General features: G+C 65.3%; 17 protein-coding genes. 13 read left to right on the top strand and 4 right to left on the bottom strand.

Translation table 11 applies throughout. The annotated features are described in order from the left end of the window. Positions 1-437: 437 nt before the first annotated feature. From XF30_RS21515 to XF30_RS21495, 5 genes are all read left to right on the top strand, one after another. Positions 438-617 carry a hypothetical protein gene (locus XF30_RS21515; RefSeq protein WP_035999393.1) on the top strand — a complete coding sequence of 60 codons (180 nt, stop codon included), beginning with the start codon at positions 438-440 and terminating at the stop codon, positions 615-617. A gap of 141 nt (positions 618-758) precedes the next feature. After that, positions 759-1,421, top strand: a complete 663-nt coding sequence (locus tag XF30_RS21510; protein ID WP_036028010.1) for a protein-L-isoaspartate O-methyltransferase family protein — start codon at positions 759-761, stop codon at positions 1,419-1,421. Positions 1,422-1,625: 204 nt separating this feature from the next. Further along, complete coding sequence (locus XF30_RS21505; RefSeq protein ID WP_035999388.1) at positions 1,626-3,011, top strand: TolC family outer membrane protein; 1,386 nt, start codon at positions 1,626-1,628, stop codon at positions 3,009-3,011. Between the two features lie 302 nt (positions 3,012-3,313). After that, positions 3,314-4,078: a PopZ family protein gene (locus tag XF30_RS21500; protein WP_192893213.1), complete on the top strand. Its 765-nt coding sequence runs from the start codon at positions 3,314-3,316 to the stop codon at positions 4,076-4,078. A gap of 151 nt (positions 4,079-4,229) precedes the next feature. Next, on the top strand, positions 4,230-7,106 hold the full coding sequence (locus XF30_RS21495; protein WP_109143789.1) for a valine--tRNA ligase: 2,877 nt from the start codon (positions 4,230-4,232) through the stop codon (positions 7,104-7,106). A gap of 86 nt (positions 7,107-7,192) precedes the next feature. On the opposite strand, the gene XF30_RS21490 is transcribed toward XF30_RS21495, so the two are convergent. Further along, a complete protein-coding gene (locus tag XF30_RS21490) occupies positions 7,193-7,801 on the bottom strand; it encodes a DNA-3-methyladenine glycosylase (RefSeq protein WP_109143788.1) in 609 nt (202 codons plus the stop codon). Positions 7,802-7,931: 130 nt separating this feature from the next. On the opposite strand from XF30_RS21490, the gene lipA reads away from it, so the two are divergent. From lipA to XF30_RS21475, 3 genes are all read left to right on the top strand, one after another. Beyond that, positions 7,932-8,888 carry a lipoyl synthase gene (gene lipA, locus XF30_RS21485; RefSeq protein WP_109143787.1) on the top strand — a complete coding sequence of 319 codons (957 nt, stop codon included), beginning with the start codon at positions 7,932-7,934 and terminating at the stop codon, positions 8,886-8,888. A 6-nt stretch (positions 8,889-8,894) separates the two neighbouring features. Continuing rightward, positions 8,895-9,365 (top strand): type II toxin-antitoxin system RatA family toxin, encoded by a 471-nt coding sequence (locus XF30_RS21480; RefSeq protein WP_109143786.1) that lies wholly within the window; start codon positions 8,895-8,897, stop codon positions 9,363-9,365. 156 nt (positions 9,366-9,521) lie between these two features. Beyond that, the gene (locus tag XF30_RS21475) at positions 9,522-10,304 is read left to right on the top strand and encodes a mechanosensitive ion channel family protein (protein ID WP_050996038.1); all 783 of its coding nucleotides are present in this window, start codon (positions 9,522-9,524) and stop codon (positions 10,302-10,304) included. Between the two features lie 6 nt (positions 10,305-10,310). On the opposite strand, the gene XF30_RS21470 is transcribed toward XF30_RS21475, so the two are convergent. Both XF30_RS21470 and XF30_RS21465 read right to left on the bottom strand, forming a co-directional pair. Continuing rightward, positions 10,311-10,919 (bottom strand): CinA family protein, encoded by a 609-nt coding sequence (locus XF30_RS21470; RefSeq protein ID WP_035999375.1) that lies wholly within the window; start codon positions 10,917-10,919, stop codon positions 10,311-10,313. A gap of 3 nt (positions 10,920-10,922) precedes the next feature. Beyond that, a complete protein-coding gene (locus tag XF30_RS21465) occupies positions 10,923-12,104 on the bottom strand; it encodes a bifunctional 2-C-methyl-D-erythritol 4-phosphate cytidylyltransferase/2-C-methyl-D-erythritol 2,4-cyclodiphosphate synthase (protein WP_109143785.1) in 1,182 nt (393 codons plus the stop codon). Positions 12,105-12,380: 276 nt separating this feature from the next. On the opposite strand from XF30_RS21465, the gene dusB reads away from it, so the two are divergent. Genes dusB through ntrC form a run of 3 tightly spaced genes read left to right on the top strand, consistent with a single transcriptional unit; the run spans position 12,381 to position 16,006 of the window. Then, on the top strand, positions 12,381-13,382 hold the full coding sequence (gene dusB, locus XF30_RS21460; protein WP_192893212.1) for a tRNA dihydrouridine synthase DusB: 1,002 nt from the start codon (positions 12,381-12,383) through the stop codon (positions 13,380-13,382). After that, a complete protein-coding gene (locus XF30_RS21455; RefSeq protein WP_035999469.1) occupies positions 13,379-14,554 on the top strand; it encodes a two-component system sensor histidine kinase NtrB in 1,176 nt (391 codons plus the stop codon). Before dusB ends, XF30_RS21455 begins: the two co-directional genes overlap by 4 nt. A gap of 9 nt (positions 14,555-14,563) precedes the next feature. Next, the gene (gene ntrC / locus XF30_RS21450; RefSeq protein ID WP_035999368.1) at positions 14,564-16,006 is read left to right on the top strand and encodes a nitrogen regulation protein NR(I); all 1,443 of its coding nucleotides are present in this window, start codon (positions 14,564-14,566) and stop codon (positions 16,004-16,006) included. Between the two features lie 167 nt (positions 16,007-16,173). Here the strand turns inward: ntrC and XF30_RS38575 are convergent, their stop codons facing one another. After that, positions 16,174-16,320: a hypothetical protein gene (locus XF30_RS38575; protein WP_167361662.1), complete on the bottom strand. Its 147-nt coding sequence runs from the start codon at positions 16,318-16,320 to the stop codon at positions 16,174-16,176. A 173-nt stretch (positions 16,321-16,493) separates the two neighbouring features. Between XF30_RS38575 and XF30_RS21445 the strand changes: the two genes are divergently transcribed. Together XF30_RS21445 and XF30_RS21440 are read left to right on the top strand one after the other, a co-directional pair. Next, positions 16,494-18,902, top strand: coding sequence for a sensor histidine kinase (locus XF30_RS21445; protein ID WP_109145803.1), 2,409 nt, complete (start codon positions 16,494-16,496; stop codon positions 18,900-18,902). A gap of 17 nt (positions 18,903-18,919) precedes the next feature. After that, positions 18,920-19,630: sigma-54-dependent transcriptional regulator (locus tag XF30_RS21440; RefSeq protein ID WP_146207806.1), on the top strand; the 711-nt coding region annotated here is incomplete at its 3' end.

Below are 19,630 nucleotides of genomic sequence, written 5' to 3'. Positions count from 1 at the left end.
CGACGATGGGCTGAAGGGCGGTAATGTGTGGATGTTGGCGGGCGGGCGACGGGCTCCCTTGATATGGGTCAAGGGCCTCTGGATCATTGCGCGCCGTCAGCGCGTCCCTCTCCAACGTGAACGCTTGGTAGGCCTTGGGAATGATTTGGGAACCTCGACGCTGAGGCGCGCTAAAAGGCTCAAGAGAAACCGACGCTTCCGTAACAAAACCGGATCCAGTCCGGAGAGCCGAATCTTACTAAATTCAAAAGCTTGCCCTTGCATCCTAATGCTGCGTGCTATGTGCTTTGCCTGAAATCTAGAGCGAAGCACCGGGTGCAGCACGGAATCGCGCTCGAACACCTGTGCGTCGGCGAGGTCCCGCCATTCGGACGGCGCCAAAACGACTCAATTTACGTCGAGCGTGGATCTGCCGGACACTCGCGGAGCTGATTCCCATGCCAGACAACAAGGTCGACCGTTCTGATTTGGCCCCCTCGATTCTGCCGGCCGGCATCCCCGAGCTCAGCGACGATGAATGCCTCGCTTGTCTCGCGCGCGCAGTCGAGGCGCCGGATTCGGCGCGGCTTGACGAGGTCGCTGGCCTCATTGGCCGCCTGGCAGTCGCCATCGAATAGGGCCGGCCCGGCCCTCCATCAGGAGAGGTTGCGGAGGGCGAAACGCGCATCGCCAACCGCTATGTTGCGTTTTGACCGAGCATGCTCCAAAAGATGCCGCGATTTTTCTCCGCGGCATCGTCCGCATTGCAGGGTCCGCAAATGTCCGGTTTTTCGACCGCGCGCCAAAAAATGGTCGATGGCCAGGTGCGCACCAATGACGTCACCGACCGTCGTGTTCTCGATGCCATGCTCACGGTGCCGCGCGAGGCCTTCGTGCCGGCCGGCCGGCAGGCGCTGGCTTACCTCGATCTCGACCTCGACGTCAGCGAAGGCGCCGCCAAGCGGTTCCTGATCAAGCCGGCGCTGACCGGCAAGCTGCTCCAGGCCGCCGAGATCGGCGCGGATGACAACGTGCTGGTCGTGGGCTGCGCCACCGGCTATCTCGCCGCACTGGCCGCCAAGCTCGCGCGTCAGGTCACGGCGACCGAGTGCGATTCGGCTTTGGCGGCCAAGGCCAGCGACGCCTTCGCCGCCCAGGGGCTTGCCAATGTCGCCTGCAAGGCGGCGGCCTGCACCGAGGGGGACCCTGCTGCTGCCCCCTATGATGTGATTCTCCTCAACGGCGCGGCCGAGGTGATGCCGGAAGCGCTGCTCGGGCAGCTGAAGGAGGGTGGGCGCCTGGTGGGGGTGTCGGCCGAATCGAGGCCGCCGCGCGCCACGATCGTGACCCGTACCCACGGCGAATTCGGTCATCGGACCCTATTCGACGCCGCCGCCCCGGTGCTTCCCGGGCTGGAACGGGCGGCTGCCTTTGTCTTCTGACGGCCCCAAAGCCGCCCCAAATTCCGTTCTGAATCAGAAGTGTGGCCGGGATGCTGCACGCGAAGAGTTTCCACTGAGAACCACCCCCAGGTAGTTCCGTCGCGCTTGACCGCGTCCTATGTTGCGGCGGGGCAACGACTCCATTGGTACGGTACCCCGGCTCGCGGGCACGAGCAGGGCGCTAGAACGAACGGAATTTCACGGATGCATGGGGTGAAGCTCTTCACCGGAGCTGCGGTTTCGGTCCTGCTGCTGGCGCTTGCCGGGCCGACACCTGCCTTGGCGGATACGATCGAGGGCGCGCTGGTGCGCGCCTATCAGAACAACCCCCAGCTCAACGCACAGCGTGCCCAGGTGCGCTCGACTGACGAGGGCGTGCCTCAGGCCTTGTCGGGCTATCGCCCGAGGGTCAATCTGACAGCGACCGGTGGCTATTCATATCAAGATTTGCAGAGTGCCCCGGGGACCAACTCAGTCTACGGAACGAGGGTGCCTCGCAGCATTGGCGTGACGGCGACACAGACGCTCTACAATGGCAACCAGACCGCCAACCGGACCCGCGCGGCGGAGAGCCAGGTGTCCGGTACGCGTGAAGCGCTGCGCGGTATGGATCAGAGCGTACTGTTGAGCGCCGCGACGACCTACATGGACTATCTGCGGGATGCCGCCACGCTCGAAGTCCAGCGCAGCAACGTGCGCGTCCTCGAGCAGACACTGAAGCAGACCCGCGACCGCTTCAATGTCGGCGAAGTGACCCGCACCGACGTCGCCCAATCGGAAGCGCAACTGGCGGCCGGGAGGACCCAGGCGCTCACCGCTGAAGCGAATCTGACGACGACCCGCGCGAACTACCGTCGCATCATCGGCAATGAGCCCACGAATCTTGCGCCCGGCTCGCCTGTCGATCGGTTTCTGCCTCAGACGCTGGCTTCCGCCATCGAGCTCGGCCTGATCGAGCACCCCAACGTGACGGCCGCCATGTACGGCATCGACGTCAATTATCTGCAGGTCAAGATCAATGAAGGAGCGTTGCTGCCGACACTTTCGGTTCAGGCAACGGCCCAGCGGGCCGACGAACAATCCTTGATTCAGATGCGTTCGTACACCGCATCGGCGATCGCGCAGCTCACCGTGCCGATCTATAATGGCGGTGGTGAATATTCGCTGATCCGCCAGTCCAAGGAGAACCTGGCGCAGCAGCGGCTCAACCTCGAAACGACTCGCGACCAGACCCGCGCGACCATTGTGCAATGGTGGGGCTCGCTGCAGGCCACCAAGGCGCAGGTGCAGTCGGCTCAGGCGCAGGTGACGGCGTCCGAGATCGCCCTCAACGGCGTCCGCGAGGAGGCCAAGGCCGGCCAGCGCACCACGCTGGACGTGCTCAATGCGCAGCAGGCGCTGGTGAACGCGCGCGTTGCGTTGGTGACCGCGCAGCACGATCGCGTGGTCGCATCGTATAACGTCCTCGCGGCGGTCGGGCGTCTATCGCCGCAGGTCCTCGGCCTTGCGACTACGACCTACGACCCCAGCGTTCACTATCATCAGGTGCGGGACAGCTGGGCGGGTGTGCGCACGCCTGACGGCCGCTGATTCCCGTAATCATCCGGTCGATCTCGCCAATAGCCGAGGTCGACCGGTGCTTTGCTTGCAATCGTCAAAATCCCTGACATAGCCTTGCCAAGATGATGCGGGTCGATTCGCCCGCGTTGATGTCGTGTGCGTAACGCTTCGACGCCGGGGCAGGGGCGCACCGCTGCGCGTCGAGCCGTGATCTGGGGACAAGTCGGGCTGCGGCGACGAAAATGGCGGACCCATCGTTGCGGAACCGGCCAATCCTGCCGTGCTTGGTGTAAAACAACGCATGCGAGGGCGTTGATGATGTGGAGTCGGAGATGACGCAGCCTGCAAAGGTCACAGAACCCTCGATGGAGGAGATTCTGGCCTCGATCCGGCGCATCATTGCCGACGACGAGGCAAAGCCCCCGCCGGCTGAGGCCGCCAAGCCCGAGAAGGCTGCTGCGCCCGCCGCGCCGCCGAAGCCGCAGGCGATGAACGACATTCCGCCATCCAAGGTCGCTCCGCCTAAACCCGCCGCCGAGAAGCCGGCACCGCCGCCGGCTGCAAAGCCGGCGCCGCCACCTGCGCCGGCGCCCGCGGCGGACGCATCCAACAGCCAGGACGATATCGACGCGTTGCTGGCGGGTCTCGATGCGGCCACACCTACGCCGGAGGTCCGCGCGCCCGAGCCAGAGCCCGAGCCTGAGCCCGACGTGCTCGAACTGACCGACGACATGGCGATGGACCCGACGCCACCTCCGCCGCCGCCGACCTTCCGCAAGGTCGAGCCACGCGACGATCTCGAATTCGCCGAGCCGCCGCGTCCCGCCCCGCCGCCGTCCTCCGCGCCGGTGGATTTCGACGCGCCGCCGCTGCCCCCGCAGCAGCCGATCCTCGCGCAATCGACGGTCTCCGCGGTCGAATCCGCCTTCAACTCCCTGGCCCATACGGTGCTCAGCAGCAATGCGCGGACGCTGGAGGACCTGGTCAAGGAGATGCTGCGGCCGATGCTGAAGTCCTGGCTCGACGACAACCTGCCCGGCCTCGTTGAACGCATCGTGAAGGCCGAAATCGAGCGGGTCTCGCGCGGCGGCCGCTGAGGGCGGCCGAAGGGCCCTCATAAAGCCCGGCTTGGGCGTCATATTCGGGCCCCGGACCGGGCTGGAAAGCGCTGTTGCCGCCTCGTTTTCCCTGACCTTTTCGTTGACTTTTCGTTGACTTGGCCCCCTCGCGCGGCTTTCTAGCAGCCCCATGATCGAGAAAAATTACCAGCCCGCCGATATCGAAACTCGCATGTCCGTGGTGTGGGAGGACAGCCTTGCGTTCAAGGCTGGCCGGCCCGACCGCCGTGATGCCGTGCCCTTCACCATCGTGATCCCGCCGCCGAACGTGACGGGCTCGCTGCACATGGGTCACGCCCTCAACAACACGCTGCAGGACATCCTTTGCCGGTTCGAGCGCATGCGCGGCCGCGACGTGCTGTGGCAGCCCGGCACCGATCATGCCGGCATCGCCACCCAGATGGTGGTCGAGCGGCAGCTGATGGAGCGCCAGCAGCCCGGTCGTCGCGAGATGGGCCGCGAGAAGTTTCTGGAGCGGGTCTGGCAGTGGAAGGCCGAGAGCGGCGACACCATCATCAACCAGCTCAAGCGCCTCGGTGCGTCCTGCGACTGGTCGCGCGAGCGCTTCACCATGGACGAGGGCCTGTCGAAGGCCGTCGTCAAGGTCTTCGTCGAGCTGCACCGCGAGGGCCTGATCTACAAGGACAAGCGGCTGGTGAACTGGGACACCAAGCTGCTCACCGCGATCTCCGATCTCGAAGTGCAGCAGACGGAAGTGAAGGGCCACCTCTGGTATCTGCGCTATCCGATCGAGGGCAAGACGTTCAACCCCGAGGATCCCTCGAGCTTCATCGTGGTCGCCACCACGCGCCCCGAGACCATGCTCGGCGATACCGGCGTGGCCGTCCATCCGGAGGACGATCGCTACCAGAAGCTGATCGGCAAGAATGTCGTCCTGCCGCTGGTCGGCCGCAAGATCAAAATCGTCGCCGACGAGTATTCCGATCCCGAGAAGGGATCGGGCGCTGTGAAGGTGACGCCGGCGCACGACTTCAACGATTTCGAGGTCGGCAATCGCCACGGGCTGCGCCGGATCAGCGTGCTCGACAGGGAAGGCTGTCTCGATCTCCTCGACAACGAGGATTATCTGCGCGACCTGCCCGAAGGCGCTGCGCAATTCGCCGAGGAATTCCACAAGGTCGACCGCTTCGCTGCGCGCAAGCGCATCGTCGAGCGGCTGGAATCGTTCGGCTTCGTCGAACGGATCGAGCCGCACACCCACATGGTGCCGCACGGCGATCGTTCCAACAGCGTGATCGAGCCGTATCTGACCGACCAATGGTACGTCGACGCCAAGACGCTGGCGAGACCGGCGATCGCGGCGGTGCGTTCGGGCGAGACGACGTTCGTGCCGAAGAACTGGGAGAAGACCTATTTCGATTGGATGGAGAACATCCAGCCCTGGTGCATCTCGCGTCAGCTCTGGTGGGGCCATCAGATCCCGGCCTGGTACGGCCCTGACGGCAAGGTGTTCGTCGCCGAGACCGAGGAGGAGGCCATCAGCCACGCGCTCGGCTATTACGTCGAGCAGGAGGTCATTACGCCCGAGCAGGGCCGCGAGATGGCGCTCGACCGCAACAAGCGCGAAGGCTTCATCACGCGCGACGAGGACGTGCTCGACACCTGGTTCTCCTCGGCGCTGTGGCCGTTCTCGACGCTCGGCTGGCCCGACGAGACGCCCGAGGTGCAGCGCTATTATCCGACCAATGCGCTGGTGACCGGCTTCGACATCATCTTCTTCTGGGTCGCCCGCATGATGATGATGGGCCTGCACTTCATGAAGGAAGTACCGTTCTCGACCATCTACATCCACGCCCTCGTCCGCGACGAGAAGGGCGCCAAGATGTCGAAGTCGAAGGGCAACGTCATCGATCCCCTCCACCTGATCGACGAATACGGCGCCGACGCGCTGCGCTTCACCCTGGCCGCGATGGCGGCGCAGGGCCGCGACATCAAGCTCGCCACCAGCCGCGTCGAAGGCTATCGCAATTTCGCGACCAAGCTCTGGAACGCGTGCCGGTTCGCGGAGATGAACCACTGCGCCGTGCCTGATGGTTTCGAGCCGGCGAAGGCAAAGGAGACGCTGAACCGGTGGATCGCGCATGAGACCGCCCACACCACGCGCGAGGTGACCGAGGCGATCGAAGCTTATCGCTTCAACGATGCAGCCGGCAGCATCTATCGCTTCGTCTGGAACGTCTATTGCGACTGGTATGTCGAGCTCGCCAAGCCCGTGCTGCTCGGTCCGGACAACCCTGCCAAGGACGAGACCCGCGCCATGGTCGCCTGGGCGCGCGACGAGATCCTGAAGCTGTTGCATCCCTTCATGCCCTTCATCACCGAAGAGCTGTGGGAGGTGACGGCCAGGCGCGAGGGCCTGCTCGCATTGGCGCCGTGGCCGCTGAAGCCGGTCGAGCCGACGCCGGAGCAGCTCGCGATGCTTGCGGCGACCACGGGACCGACCGATGCGCTCGTCTCGCCGGCCTGGGTGCTGCCGATCTTCGATCATGCCGACTTCACCGATCCGGCTGCCGAAGCCGAGATCGGCTGGGTCATCGACCTCGTCACGCAGATCCGCTCGGTGCGAGCCGAGATGAATATCGCGCCGGCAACGCTGACGGCGCTGGTGCTCGCAGGCGCTTCGGCCGAAACCAAGGAGCGCGCGCCGCGCTGGACCGATGTCATCAAGCGTATGGCGCGGCTGTCGGACATCTCGTTCGCCGACCGCGCGCCTGACGGCGCTGTCCAACTGCTGGTGCGCGGCGAGGTCGCCGCGCTGCCGCTCAAGGGCGTGATCGACGTCGCCGCCGAGCGCGCGCGTCTCGACAAGGAGATCGCCAAGGCCGAGGCCGACATCAAGCGCGCCGAGTCGAAGCTGGCGAACGAGAAGTTCGTCGCCAACGCGGCCGAGGAGGTCGTCGAGGAGGAGCGCGAAAAGCGCGAGGCGGCGCTGGCGCGCAAGGCCCAGCTGCTCGAGGCGATGGAGCGGCTGAAGCAGGCGTCTTAGAGCATGATCCGGAAAAGTGTGCAGCGGTTTTCCGGAAAGATCATGCTCAAACAATAACCTAAAGCGCGATGATGATTCATCGCGCTTTAGGCCTGTTTCGGAAACGGCTTGCTCAAAAACTTCGAGCCCCTGACGCCGTAGCGCCAGGGCAGCTCGACCGCCTTGGTGATGCCGATGCGGATGCCGGTTGCGACCTCGACATCCTCGGTTCGCGCATGCAGCGCGATGGGAGGCCGGTCCAGCGGCAGGGCGTTGTGCGCGATGGTGATGCCGAGCGCCTCGGTCAGCTTGCCAGGGCCCGAGCACAGCGCATGCACGTCCTGCAGATGCCGGCGTCGGCGCATCGCAGCCAGGCCATGCGTCGGCTCCAGCGCACGGATCAACACGGCGCTGGCCGAGCCTTCCTCCTCGCAGACGAAGTTGACGCACCAATGAATGCCGTAGGAGCGGTAGACATAGGCAAAGCCAGGTGGGCCAAACATGACCTGGTTCCGCTGCGTCGGCCCGCGATAGGAGTGCGCCGCCGGGTCGGTATGGTGATAGGCCTCGACCTCGACGATGATCCCGCCGACGCCGTCGACGAGCATGGTGGCGCCGATCAGGTCGGGCGCGACCTCATGGACGCTGCGTCCGAAGAAGGCGCGCTTCAGGGGCTTGCCGAGCCGCGGTGGTGAAGCGTTCGAGATTGGAGCCATTCGAGGTGAGAATCGCCTGAGAACAGAGCAAGATATTGCCCATATCTGCCATGTTCCCTGAAGCGGGGCGAGCCGGGTTGCGATGCCAGGCCAGACCGACTAGGTAGGACCTGAACAGACCGGACACCCCATGGTCGTTATTGTCGATACCATCTCGAACCCGCTGCGCCCGCGCCACCCCGAAAAGGTGAATCGGCCCGATTCCGCTTCGCCGCCGAAGCCGGACTGGATCCGCGTGCGCGCGCCGAACACCCGCGGCTATGCCGATACCCGCAACATCGTGCGCGCCAACGGCCTGCATACGGTGTGCGAGGAAGCGGGCTGCCCGAACATCGGCGAGTGCTGGGACAAGAAGCACGCGACCTTCATGATCATGGGTGACACCTGCACCCGCGCCTGCGCCTTCTGCAACGTCAAGACCGGCTTGCCGAATGCACTGGATGCGGCCGAGCCGCAGAACGTCGCCGAGGCCGTGGCGAAGCTGGGCCTCGCCCACGTCGTCATCACCTCGGTCGACCGCGACGACCTCACTGACGGCGGTGCCGAGCATTTCGCTCGGACTATCCGCGCGATCAGGGCCGCGTGTCCCTCGACGACGATCGAGATCCTGACGCCCGACTTCCTGCGCAAGGAGGGGGCGCTCGAAATCGTCGTCGCGGCGAAGCCCGATGTCTTCAACCACAATCTCGAGACGGTGCCGTCGCGTTATCTCACGGTCCGGCCCGGCGCGCGCTACTTCCATTCGATCCGGCTGCTGCAGCGGGTCAAGGAGCTCGATCCCACCATCTTCACCAAGTCCGGCATCATGGTCGGCCTCGGCGAAGAGCGCCACGAGGTGCAGCAGGTGATGGACGATCTACGCTCGGCCGACGTCGACTTCCTGACCATCGGACAATATCTGCAACCGACCCGCAAGCATCACGCGGTGATGCGCTACGTGCCGCCGGACGAGTTCTCGTCCTACGAAAAGATCGCCTACACGAAGGGCTTCCTGATGGTGTCGGCAAGCCCGCTCACCCGCTCGTCGCATCATGCCGGCGAGGATTTCGCGAGACTGAAGGCTGCGCGGGCAGCTCACGCCCGCTGACGTACCATGCATCGAGTTTCGAGCAAGCACCGTGTCAACCACAGCGCGTCCGAGATGTTTGATCTGGTCGCCGATGTCGAGCGCTACCCGGAATTCGTGCCGCTGTGCAGCGCGCTGAAGGTGCGCCAGCGCATGGCGAAACCCGACGGCACCGAGGTGCTGGTCGCCGACATGACGGTGTCGTTCAAGCTGGTCAAGGAATCCTTCACCAGCCGCGTGACGCTTGACCGCGCCAATCTGAAGATCCTGGTCGAATATCTGCAAGGTCCGTTCAGGAATCTGGAAAATCGTTGGACGTTCGAGCCCAAGGGCGAGGGCGTCTGCGACGTCGGTTTCTTCCTGTCTTACGAATTCAAGAGCCGCATGCTGGCGATGCTGATGGGCTCGATGTTCGATGCCGCCTTCGCGCGGTTCTCGACCGCGTTCGAGAAGCGGGCGGACGCGATCTACGGGCGGCCGAAGCTGGCGCAGACGTAGTCGCGATAAGCGCTGCTCTCTCCACCATTCGCAATGACAATGGAGCGGCGGGCGTGCCCTCCCAATCCAACATCGCTCCGTGCTCCCCATCAGCATCCACCGGGATCATTTCGCATCGCGGCGCGTTCTCAACCGACTGACCGGGTTGGAGCCGCCATGACTATCAATTTCGACACGCTGAAAGCTTCGCTTGTCCTGTATGGCCTGAACGCGATCTACGCGGTCCTGCTGCTCGCGGTCGGCTGGTATCTGTCCGGCGCGATGCAACGCTTCGTCACGCGCGTCCTCAGCGTGACCCACCGCGTCGACCCGCTGGTGACGCTGTTCGTAGGCAGCCTTGCGCGCTATGGCGTGCTCGCGGTCGTCGGCATCGCCGTGCTGCAGCTGTTCGGCATCCAGACGGCGAGCCTCGTTGCCGTGCTGGGCGCGACCTCGCTCGCCATTGGTCTTGCCTTGCAGGGCACGCTGTCCAATCTCGCCGCCGGCGTGATGCTGCTCTTGTTCCGGCCCTTTCACATCGGCGACGATGTCGAGGTCGCCGGCAAGGCGGGCAAGGTGAGATCGCTGTCGCTGTTCATGACCGAGCTGGTCGCGCCCGACAACACGCAAATCCTTTTGCCGAATGGACAGGTCTGGGGCGCGGCCATCATCAACCACAGCGCCTATCCTGGCACGGGCGAGATCAAGGTGACGTTTCCGGTCCCCGCCGGCGCCGTTCCGGCGCTGGCCGATCGCATCCTGAAGGAGCTTCGCAAGGATTCCCGCATCGACGATCAGGCGCAACCTGCCGTCTCCGTCAGCAAGGTCCTCGATGTCGCCAATCCCGCCGCGCCGATCCTGGAATTGACGGTTAGCGCCAAGGCGAAACCGTCTGAAGCTGGCGCGGTCAAGCAGTGCGTGCTCGATCATGCGAGCGCGCTGCTTGCCACGGCCGCCTGAGACGATTTATCCCCGCGGCGGACGTGGCGGCCTGCGTTTGACCACATGCCGGCGCGGTGAGCGCGTCACACGCGGGCGCAGGCGGCTGGCGGCGGTGCGCTGCGGCTTGGCCGCGACTTGCGGGCCGCGGGCCAGATCCATCAGCATGCGCAAAGCCTCTACAACGGAACGGGCGCGCACCGCGCTGCGGCCGATGGCGCCGAAGCGGTGCTCGCGGTGGATGATGCGGCCGTCGCGCGCGGCGGCGGCGAAGTGCACGAGACCGACCGGCTTGCCGGGCGTGGCGCCGCCCGGGCCGGCGATGCCGGTAATGGCGACCGCGAGATCGACATCGGCGCGCTCAAGCGCACCGATTGCCATTGCGGTCGCGGTCTCCTTGCTTACGGCGCCGAAATTGGCCAACGTGCTCGCCTCGACGCCAAGCATCGCGCGCTTGGCCTCGTTGGAATAGGTGACGAAGCCGCGGTCGATGACATCGGACGAGCCCGGGATGTCAGTCAGTGCGCCCGCGACGAGACCGCCGGTGCAGGATTCGGCCGTTGCGATCGTCAGCTTGCGCATCCGGCACAGATCGAGCAGCGAGCGGGAGAGGGCGCGTGCGTCGCTGCCGCCCATGGCCTAGACGCCCCAGGGAAGGCGGATGGTGGCGCTCGCGGTCGCCGCGATGCCTTCCTCGCGGCCGGTGAAGCCGAGCCGCTCGCTGGTGGTCGCCTTCACTGCGATGCGCGAGATGTCGACGCCGGAGATCTCGGCGATGCGCGCGCGCATGGTGTCGCGCAACGGGCCGATCTTCGGCCGCTCGCAGATCAGCGTCACCTCGAGGTTGGCGACGCGGCCGCCGCGCGCTGCGACGCGCTCGATGGCATATTTCAGGAACTGGTCGGAGGAGGCGCCCTTCCACTTCGCATCGCTCGGCGGGAAGTGCGAGCCGATGTCGCCGTCGGCGAGAGCGCCGAGAATGGCGTCGACCAGCGCATGCAGGCCGACATCGCCGTCGGAATGAGCCAGGAAACCCTTGGTGTGCGGCAGGCGCACGCCGCAGATCATGACATGGTCGCCTTCGCCGAAGGCGTGCACGTCGTAGCCGGTGCCGGTCCTGATGTCGCCGAGCTGGGCGGCCAGGCGCGCTTCCTCGCGCACGAAATCCTCGGGAGTTGTGAGCTTCATGTTGGCAACATCGCCTTCAAAGGTTGCAACCGTCAATCCCGCCCATTCGGCAATCGCGGCATCGTCGGTGAAATCCGAGCGTCCATCCCTTGCCGCACGACGATGCGCCTCGAGGATGACGTCGAAACGAAAGGATTGCGGCGTCTGTGCGATCCGCAAGGAAGCGCGCTCCGGCGTGGCCTCGACGTTGCCGCTTTCGCCGGTGACCTTGATGGTGTCGGTGACGGCAACGGTGGGGATCGCAGCGCCGGTGCGGCTCGCCGCCTCGATCGCGCGCGAGATCACGCCTTCCGAGACGAAGGGGCGCGCGGAGTCGTGGATCAGCACGATGTCCGGATTGTGCTTGGCCAGCGCTTCGAGGCCGGCGAGCACCGAAGCCTGCCGCGTCGCGCCGCCATTGGTCGGTGGCTCGTGTCTGAGCCCTGCGACCGCTGCGGTGAACATGGCGCTGTCGTCAGGGTTCACCACCGGCTGCACCGCGAACACCTCAGTGTGACCGCTGAAGGCTTCCATGGCGCGGCGGATCACGGGCACGCCGCCGATCTCGCGATATTGCTTCGGCCCGCCGGCGCCGGCGCGCAGTCCACGCCCGGCTGCGACGAGGACGACCGCGGTGCGCTGTGATTTCGCCATAGGACTCAAATACTCATTGCCAATGAAAGAGCAGGGGGTGATTTGCCGGCATGCCTCTAGCACGGCAGGCCCGCAAAAAAAGGGGGTTTCCCCGGATTGTGGGAAACAGCATTTTGCTGCACTGCACTTGAAAGATCTACAGAACTGTCTAAACTGTAGGCATGACGCTTGACTGCACAAGAATTGTGCGCAAGATAGATCATGGCAGGCGCGATGAGGCCCTGCCCAGTCAACGGGACCCCTGTGACCGGCTCGGCAGTATCAGGCTCTAAGCCGTTGAAAATAGGCGATATTGAAGTCGCCACCCCGGTCTTCCTGGCGCCGATGTCGGGTGTGACTGACTCGCCCGTCCGCCGGCTGGCCGCCGAGCTTGGGGCTGGTCTCGTTGTGTCTGAAATGACCGCGAGCGATGAGCTCGCCAATGGCCACCGGATGTCCCGGTTGCGCTGCGAAGCCACTGGCATCGGCCCGCATGTGGTCCAGCTCGCCGGCTGCGAGATGCATTGGATGGCCGAAGGCGCCCGGATCGCCGAAGCGGAAGGCGCCGATATCATCGACATCAACATGGGCTGTCCCGCCCGACACGTCACCGGCGGCCAGTCCGGCTCGGCCTTGATGCGCGACCTCGACCATGCCGTCAGCCTGATCGAAGCGACGATCGCGGCGGTGAAGGTGCCGGTGACGCTGAAGATGCGCCTCGGTTGGGACGACCGCAGCCGCAACGCGCCGGAGCTGGCGCGACGTGCCGAGGCCGCCGGAATCAAGCTCGTCACCGTGCACGGCCGCACCCGCTGCCAGTTCTACAAGGGCGAGGCCGATTGGGATGCGATCCGCGCCGTGCGCGAGGCCACCTCCCTTCCGCTCGTCGTCAACGGCGACATCACCTCCTACGAGAAGGCGCTGGCGGCATTGGACGCCTCGGGCGCCGACGCCGTGATGATCGGCCGCGGCGCGCAGGGCCAGCCCTGGCTGCCGGGCCAGATCGGCCGCCGTCTGAACGGCGGGGCCGAGGAAGCCGTGCCCTCGCTCCAGACGCAGCTGCATTATGTCCGCACGCTCTATGACGGCGTTTGTGCGCTCTATGGCCTGCGCATCGGGCTGAGGCACGCCCGCAAGCATCTGGGCTGGGCGCTCGACGTCGCAGCGCAGGCGAGCCGCGCGCCGGCCGAGAAGCTGAAATCCTGGCGACAGAAGATCCTGGTCTCGGAGGATCCGCGCCTCGTTCACGATTCACTACAAGACGCCTTCGACGACTTCGCATGGAGCGCTGCTGCATGAGTTCAGCTGCTGAACATCGTCGGCCGCTTCAGTCCGACAGCGACGCAATCCTGGATGCGTTGCCCAACCCCGTGCTTATGATCGGGCCCGACGGCAAGATCGTCGCCGCCAACATCGCCACCGAGGCCTTCTTCGAGATCTCCACGCAATTCCTGAAGCGGCAGTCGCTGAAGGAGCTGGTGCCGTTCGGCAGCCCGTTGCTGGCGCTGATCGACCAAGTGCGCTCCTCGAACGCGCCGGTCAACGAATACAAGGTCGATCTCGGCACGCCGCGCATGGGCGGCGACCGCCAGGTCGACCTGCACGTGGCTCCACTCACCGAGCGGCCCGGCCATATCGTCGTGATGCTGCAGGAGCGCACCATCGCCGACAAGATGGATCGGCAGCTCACCCATCGCAGCGCAGCGCGCTCGGTGATAGCGCTAGCAGCAATGCTCGCGCATGAAATCAAGAATCCGCTTTCGGGCATTCGCGGCGCAGCGCAGCTGCTCGAGCAGCAGGCCTCGTCCGAGGACCGCATGCTGACGCGGCTGATCTGCGACGAGGCCGACCGCATCGTGACGCTGGTCGACCGCATGGAGGTGTTCGGCGACGAGCGCCCCGTGGTGCGCGGCCCCGTCAACATCCATTCGGTGCTCGATCACGTCAAGCGGCTGGCGCAGTCGGGCTTTGCCCGCAACATCCGCTTCGTCGAGGATTACGATCCCTCGCTGCCGCCGGTGCTGGCGAACCAGGACCAGCTGATCCAGGTGTTCCTCAATCTCGTGAAGAACGCCGCCGAAGCGCTGATCGACGTGCCCGATGCCGAGATCCAGCTCACCACCGCGTTCCGACCCGGTGTGCGCCTGTCAGTCCCCGGTCAAAAATCGCGGGTATCCCTTCCGCTCGAATTCTGTGTGAAGGACAACGGACCCGGCGTGCCCGACGATCTTCTGCCCAACCTGTTCGATCCCTTCGTGACCACCAAGCAGACCGGCTCGGGTCTCGGCCTTGCGCTGGTCGCCAAGATCGTCGGCGATCACGGGGGCATCATCGAATGCGAATCTCAGCCGCGCAAGACCACCTTCCGCGTGCTGATGCCGATGTATTCCACATCGGTCAAACACGCCGATCAAAGCAGTCGCGACGGCTCTGCCGGGAAGTCGTCGCCTGCGTCACAGGGGGCAAAATGAGGATCAACGATGCCCGCAGGTAGCATTCTCGTAGCCGATGACGATACCGCCATCCGCACCGTTCTTAATCAGGCACTGTCCCGCGCCGGTTACGAAGTGCGGCTGACCGGCAATGCCGCAACGCTGTGGCGTTGGGTCAGCCAGGGCGAGGGCGATCTCGTCATCACCGATGTGGTGATGCCGGACGAAAACGCCTTCGACCTGTTGCCGCGGATCAAGAAGATGCGGCCGAACCTGCCCGTCATCGTCATGAGCGCGCAGAACACCTTCATGACGGCGATCCGCGCCTCCGAGCGCGGGGCTTACGAATATCTGCCAAAGCCCTTCGACCTGAAGGAACTGATCGCCATCGTCGGCCGCGCGCTCGCCGAGCCGAAGGAGCGGACCTCGTCGCCGGACGAGGACGCCGAGATGGAGGCGATCCCGCTGGTCGGCCGCTCGCCGGCGATGCAGGAAATCTACCGCGTACTGGCGCGCTTGATGCAGACCGATCTCACCGTGATGATCACGGGTGAGTCCGGAACCGGCAAGGAACTGGTGGCGCGAGCGCTGCACGATTACGGCAAGCGCCGCAACGGCCCCTTTGTCGCGGTCAACATGGCGGCGATCCCGCGCGATCTCATCGAGTCCGAATTGTTCGGCCACGAGCGCGGTGCCTTTACCGGCGCCAACACCCGCGCCTCCGGCCGGTTCGAGCAGGCCGAGGGCGGCACGCTGTTCCTCGACGAGATCGGCGACATGCCGATGGAGGCGCAGACCCGCCTGCTGCGCGTGCTGCAGCAGGGCGAATACACCACCGTCGGCGGCCGTACCCCGATCAAGACCGACGTGCGCATCGTCGCGGCGTCCAACAAGGACCTGCGCGTGCTGATCCAACAGGGCCTGTTCCGCGAAGACCTGTTCTTCCGCCTCAACGTCGTCCCGCTGCGGCTGCCGCCCTTGCGCGAGCGCATCGAGGACCTGCCGGATCTCGTGCGGCACTTCTTCACGCTGGCCGAGAAGGACGGTCTGCCGCCGAAGAAGCTCGACACGCTGGCGCTGGAGCGGCTGAAGCAGCACCGCTGGCCCGGCAACGTGCGCGAGTTGGAAAACCTCGCCCGGCGGCTCGCCGCGCTCTATCCGCAGGACGTGATCACGTCCTCCGTCATCGACGGCGAACTCGCGCCGCCCTCGGTCAGCCCGGGGGCTGCGGTCCAGCAGGGGGTCGACAATCTCGGCGGCGCCGTGGAGGCGTATCTATCCTCGCACTTCCAGGGCTTCCCGAACGGCGTGCCGCCGCCAGGCCTCTATCACCGCATCCTCAAGGAGATCGAGGTGCCGCTGCTCACGGCCGCGCTCGCCGCCACCCGTGGCAACCAGATCCGCGCCGCGGACCTGCTCGGCCTCAACCGCAACACGCTGCGGAAGAAGATCCGGGATCTCGACATCCAGGTGTATCGGAGCGGGGGCTGACTTTCTAGCGCGGACCGGTGGCTCAGCTCCCCCTACCAAGGCAGAGCTGAGCCTGTCCGGATCGCGCTGGCCGTTGTGGCTGACGCGGTGAGCACAAGTCCTGACGGGACTCTAATGTTCCGCCCGCACATTCAAATTGGTCGTCGGCCGCAGCGCGGCCATTGCGCCTATCTGACCAGTCCGCCGGAGGCTGGCACCACGCTCGCGACGTTCAGGGGTGGCTGCTGAAGGCCGAGGCCGTTGACCAGGAGGTCGGCGGCCACGATCAGCAGCAGAACGGCCGAAACCATCGTCGCGAGAAAGATCCTATCCATGCGGATTAAGCCGGGACGGCGGGAATCCGTTCCGCCCAGGCGACATGTGCCTGTGGATTGCGCGGGTCCGCCAGGGCGAACACGCCGCGGAATTGTCGCAATTCGGCAACAATGTGGTACGAATACATCAGTATCCGCGCGTCCGCGGACCCGTTTTCAGCATCATTGCCGGAATGACCAGCGCAGATACCTCGGCCGCACACTTTGACACGGCCCCAGCGGAAGAGCCCCGGCGCTGGTCGGTGCGACGCTGGCTGGCGCCCTTTGCCGTCGCGCTGGCGCTGTTGTCGGCCTTCCTGACCTTCCTGGTCCTGACGGGTCTGAGCACGATCGAGCCGACGCCCGGGGTGGTCCGCACATTCTATCTGATCAATGCCGCCACGATCCTGCTGCTGGTCGGGATCATCATCCGGGAACTCTGGCAGCTGATCCTGGCGCGGCGGCGGGGCAGGGCGGCGGCGCGTCTTCACGTCCAGATCGTCAGCCTGTTCTCGATCGTGGCGGTGCTGCCGGCGGTGCTGGTCGCCGTCGTCGCCAACGTCACCATCGAGCGCGGCCTCGACCGGCTGTTCTCCGGGCCGACCAAGGAGGTGATCCAGAACTCGCTGACGATCGCGCGGGCCTACATGCAGGACCATGCGCAGCTGATCCGCGGCGACATTCTCGGCATGGCCAACGACATCGCCCATGCCCGGCCGCTCTACGACCAGGACCGCCGCTCGTTCCGCGAGATGCTGACGGCGAGCGCCGCGTCGCGCAACCTGCCGGGCGCGATGATCATCGACAAGAACACCAACATCCTGGAATCCGCCGACACCGGCATGCGGCTCGCTTATTCGCCGCCCGCGCCGGACTTTCTCAGCAACGTCAACGAGAACGAGCCCGAGATCGCGGTCCTTCCCGATGCGAGCTTCGTTGCCGCGGTGATCCGCCTGCGCGCCTTCAACGACACCTTCCTCTATGTCGCCAGGCCGCTTGATCCGAATGTCGTCAATCAGCTCAAGCAGACCGAGGTCAGCGTCGCCGAATACGCCCAGATCGAATCGCGCAGGCTCGGTATCCAGGTCGCCTTCGCGCTGATGTTCGCGGTGATCGCGCTGACCATCCTCATGGCTTCGGTGCTGATCGGTCTCAACTTCGCCAACTCGCTGGTCTCGCCGATCCGGCGGCTGATGAACGCGGCACATACAGTTTCGACCGGCGACCTGCACGTCCAGGTGCCGGTGCACCAGTCGGAGGGCGACCTCGCCCAGCTGGGCGAGACCTTCAACAAGATGACGCAGGAATTGCGCAGCCAGCGCGACGAGCTGGTCAATGCCAGCGATCTCATCGACAGCCGCCGCCGCTTCATCGAGGCGGTGCTGTCGTCCGCGAGCGCCGGCATCATCGGCGTCGACGCGTCCGGCAGCGTCGGCATCCTCAACCGCTCCGCAGAGAAACTGATCGGGCACTCCGAAGCCGAGACGCTCGGCCATCCGCTCTCCGACGTGCTGCCCGAGCTCGACGAGATGATGAAGACGGCGCGGGAAGGCACCCAGCGCCTGGTGCAGGGCCAGATCACGATCACCCGCGACGGCACCGAGCGCAACCTGTCGGTCCGCGTCAGCGCCGAGAAGAACCAGCCGCATGACAGCTACATCATCACGCTCGACGACATCACCGAGCTGGTCTCGGCGCAGCGTACCTCGGCCTGGGGCGACGTGGCGCGCCGCATCGCGCATGAGATCAAGAACCCGCTGACGCCGATCCAGCTCTCGGCCGAGCGCATCCGCCGCAAGTTCGGCAAGGACATCACCGAGACCAAGGACAAGCAGATCTTCGACCAGTGCACCGATACCATCGTCCGCCAGGTCGACGACATCAGGCGCATGGTCGACGAGTTCTCGCGCTTTGCGCGGATGCCGAAGCCCGTGATGGAAGGCGAGGACGTCGCCGACACGGTGCGCCAGGCCGTGTTCCTGATGAAGGTCGCCCATCCCGAAATCGACATCGAGGCCGAGTTCAGGCAGGATCCGCTGCGCGCCCAGTTCGATCGGCGCCTGATCTCGCAGGCGGTCACCAACATCGTCAAGAACGCCACCGAGGCGATCGAGCAGGTCCCGCCCGAGGAGCTCGGCAAGGGGCGTATCGACGTCGTGGTGTCGCGCGAGGGCGACGACGTGCTGATCGACGTCATCGACAACGGCATCGGCCTGCCCAAGGTCGCGCGCTCGCGTCTGCTCGAGCCCTACGTTACCACGCGTGCCAAGGGCACCGGGCTGGGGCTTGCGATCGTCGGGCGCGTGCTGGAAGACCATGGCGGGCGGATCGAGCTGAAGGACGCCTCAGACTTCCGCCCAGGCCAGCGCGGCGCCTGGATGCGCATGCGCTTTGCCGTGTCGGGGCAACCCGCGAAGTCCGCGACAACAGAGCAAGTGCCGACGGTCAACGACGCGACTGGGACAACCTCCAAGCCCGACATCACGCAAACGGCGACGGAATCCGTCGCGACCCAGGCAACAAAAGAGCCGGCCGCCGGAACCAAAGAGCCGGCTGAAAAGACCAATGATTCAACCAAAATCGAAGCCTCAACAGGCAGCTGACAAGACAGGCGCGATCCATGGCAAGTGAAATTCTGATTGTCGATGACGAAGCCGATATTCGCGATCTCGTTGCAGGCATTCTCGAAGACGAGGGGTTCGTCACCAGGACCGCGCGTGACAGCGACACGGCGCTCGCCGAGATCGCCAATCGCAGGCCGCATTTGGTGTTTCTCGACATCTGGCTGCAAGGCTCCAAGCTCGACGGCCTGCAGCTCCTGGAGCAGGTCAAGAAGGACAATGCCGATCTGCCCGTGGTGATGATCTCCGGCCACGGCAACATCGAGACCGCGGTCGCCGCGATCAAGCGCGGCGCCTACGACTTCATCGAGAAGCCGTTCAAGGCCGACCGCCTCATCCTGGTCGCGACCAGAGCGCTGGAGAATTCGCGGCTGAAGCGCGAGGTCAAGGAGCTGAAGCAGCTCGCCCCGAGCGCCAGCCAGCTCGTCGGCCGCTCGCCCAGCATGAACCAGCTGCGCCAGACCATCGAGCGGGCAGCCAAGGCCAACAGCCGCATCCTGATCGTCGGCCCCGCCGGGGCCGGCAAGGAGCTGACCGCGCGCACGCTGCATATCGCTTCGGGCCGCGCCGACGGTCCGTTCGTCGTCATCAACGCCGCCGCGATCACGCCCGAGCGAATGGAGCATGAGCTGTTTGGCGTCGAGCAGTCCAATGGCGAGCAGCCGCGCAAGCCCGGCGCGCTCGAAGAGGCGCATGGCGGCACGCTGTTC

Source organism: Bradyrhizobium sp. SUTN9-2 (genome assembly GCF_003122645.1).
Classification (GTDB): domain Bacteria; phylum Pseudomonadota; class Alphaproteobacteria; order Rhizobiales; family Xanthobacteraceae; genus Bradyrhizobium; species Bradyrhizobium yuanmingense.
The sequence above is the reverse complement of the archived record's forward strand: the minus strand, read 5'-3'. Positions and strand labels throughout refer to the sequence as shown.

Bases quoted from the DNA above. Each gene is read 5' to 3' on its own strand.
- XF30_RS21515 (WP_035999393.1), top strand. From the start codon at position 438: ATGCCAGACAACAAGGTCGACCGTTCTGATTTGGCCCCCTCGATTCTG.
- XF30_RS21510 (WP_036028010.1), top strand. From the start codon at position 759: ATGTCCGGTTTTTCGACCGCGCGCCAAAAAATGGTCGATGGCCAGGTG.
- XF30_RS21505 (WP_035999388.1), top strand. From the start codon at position 1,626: ATGCATGGGGTGAAGCTCTTCACCGGAGCTGCGGTTTCGGTCCTGCTG.
- XF30_RS21500 (WP_192893213.1), top strand. From the start codon at position 3,314: ATGACGCAGCCTGCAAAGGTCACAGAACCCTCGATGGAGGAGATTCTG.
- XF30_RS21495 (WP_109143789.1), top strand. From the start codon at position 4,230: ATGATCGAGAAAAATTACCAGCCCGCCGATATCGAAACTCGCATGTCC.
- XF30_RS21490 (WP_109143788.1), bottom strand. From the start codon at position 7,801: ATGGCTCCAATCTCGAACGCTTCACCACCGCGGCTCGGCAAGCCCCTG.
- lipA (WP_109143787.1), top strand. From the start codon at position 7,932: ATGGTCGTTATTGTCGATACCATCTCGAACCCGCTGCGCCCGCGCCAC.
- XF30_RS21480 (WP_109143786.1), top strand. From the start codon at position 8,895: ATGCATCGAGTTTCGAGCAAGCACCGTGTCAACCACAGCGCGTCCGAG.
- XF30_RS21475 (WP_050996038.1), top strand. From the start codon at position 9,522: ATGACTATCAATTTCGACACGCTGAAAGCTTCGCTTGTCCTGTATGGC.
- XF30_RS21470 (WP_035999375.1), bottom strand. From the start codon at position 10,919: ATGGGCGGCAGCGACGCACGCGCCCTCTCCCGCTCGCTGCTCGATCTG.
- XF30_RS21465 (WP_109143785.1), bottom strand. From the start codon at position 12,104: ATGGCGAAATCACAGCGCACCGCGGTCGTCCTCGTCGCAGCCGGGCGT.
- XF30_RS21455 (WP_035999469.1), top strand. From the start codon at position 13,379: ATGAGTTCAGCTGCTGAACATCGTCGGCCGCTTCAGTCCGACAGCGAC.
- ntrC (WP_035999368.1), top strand. From the start codon at position 14,564: ATGCCCGCAGGTAGCATTCTCGTAGCCGATGACGATACCGCCATCCGC.
- XF30_RS38575 (WP_167361662.1), bottom strand. From the start codon at position 16,320: ATGGATAGGATCTTTCTCGCGACGATGGTTTCGGCCGTTCTGCTGCTG.
- XF30_RS21445 (WP_109145803.1), top strand. From the start codon at position 16,494: ATGACCAGCGCAGATACCTCGGCCGCACACTTTGACACGGCCCCAGCG.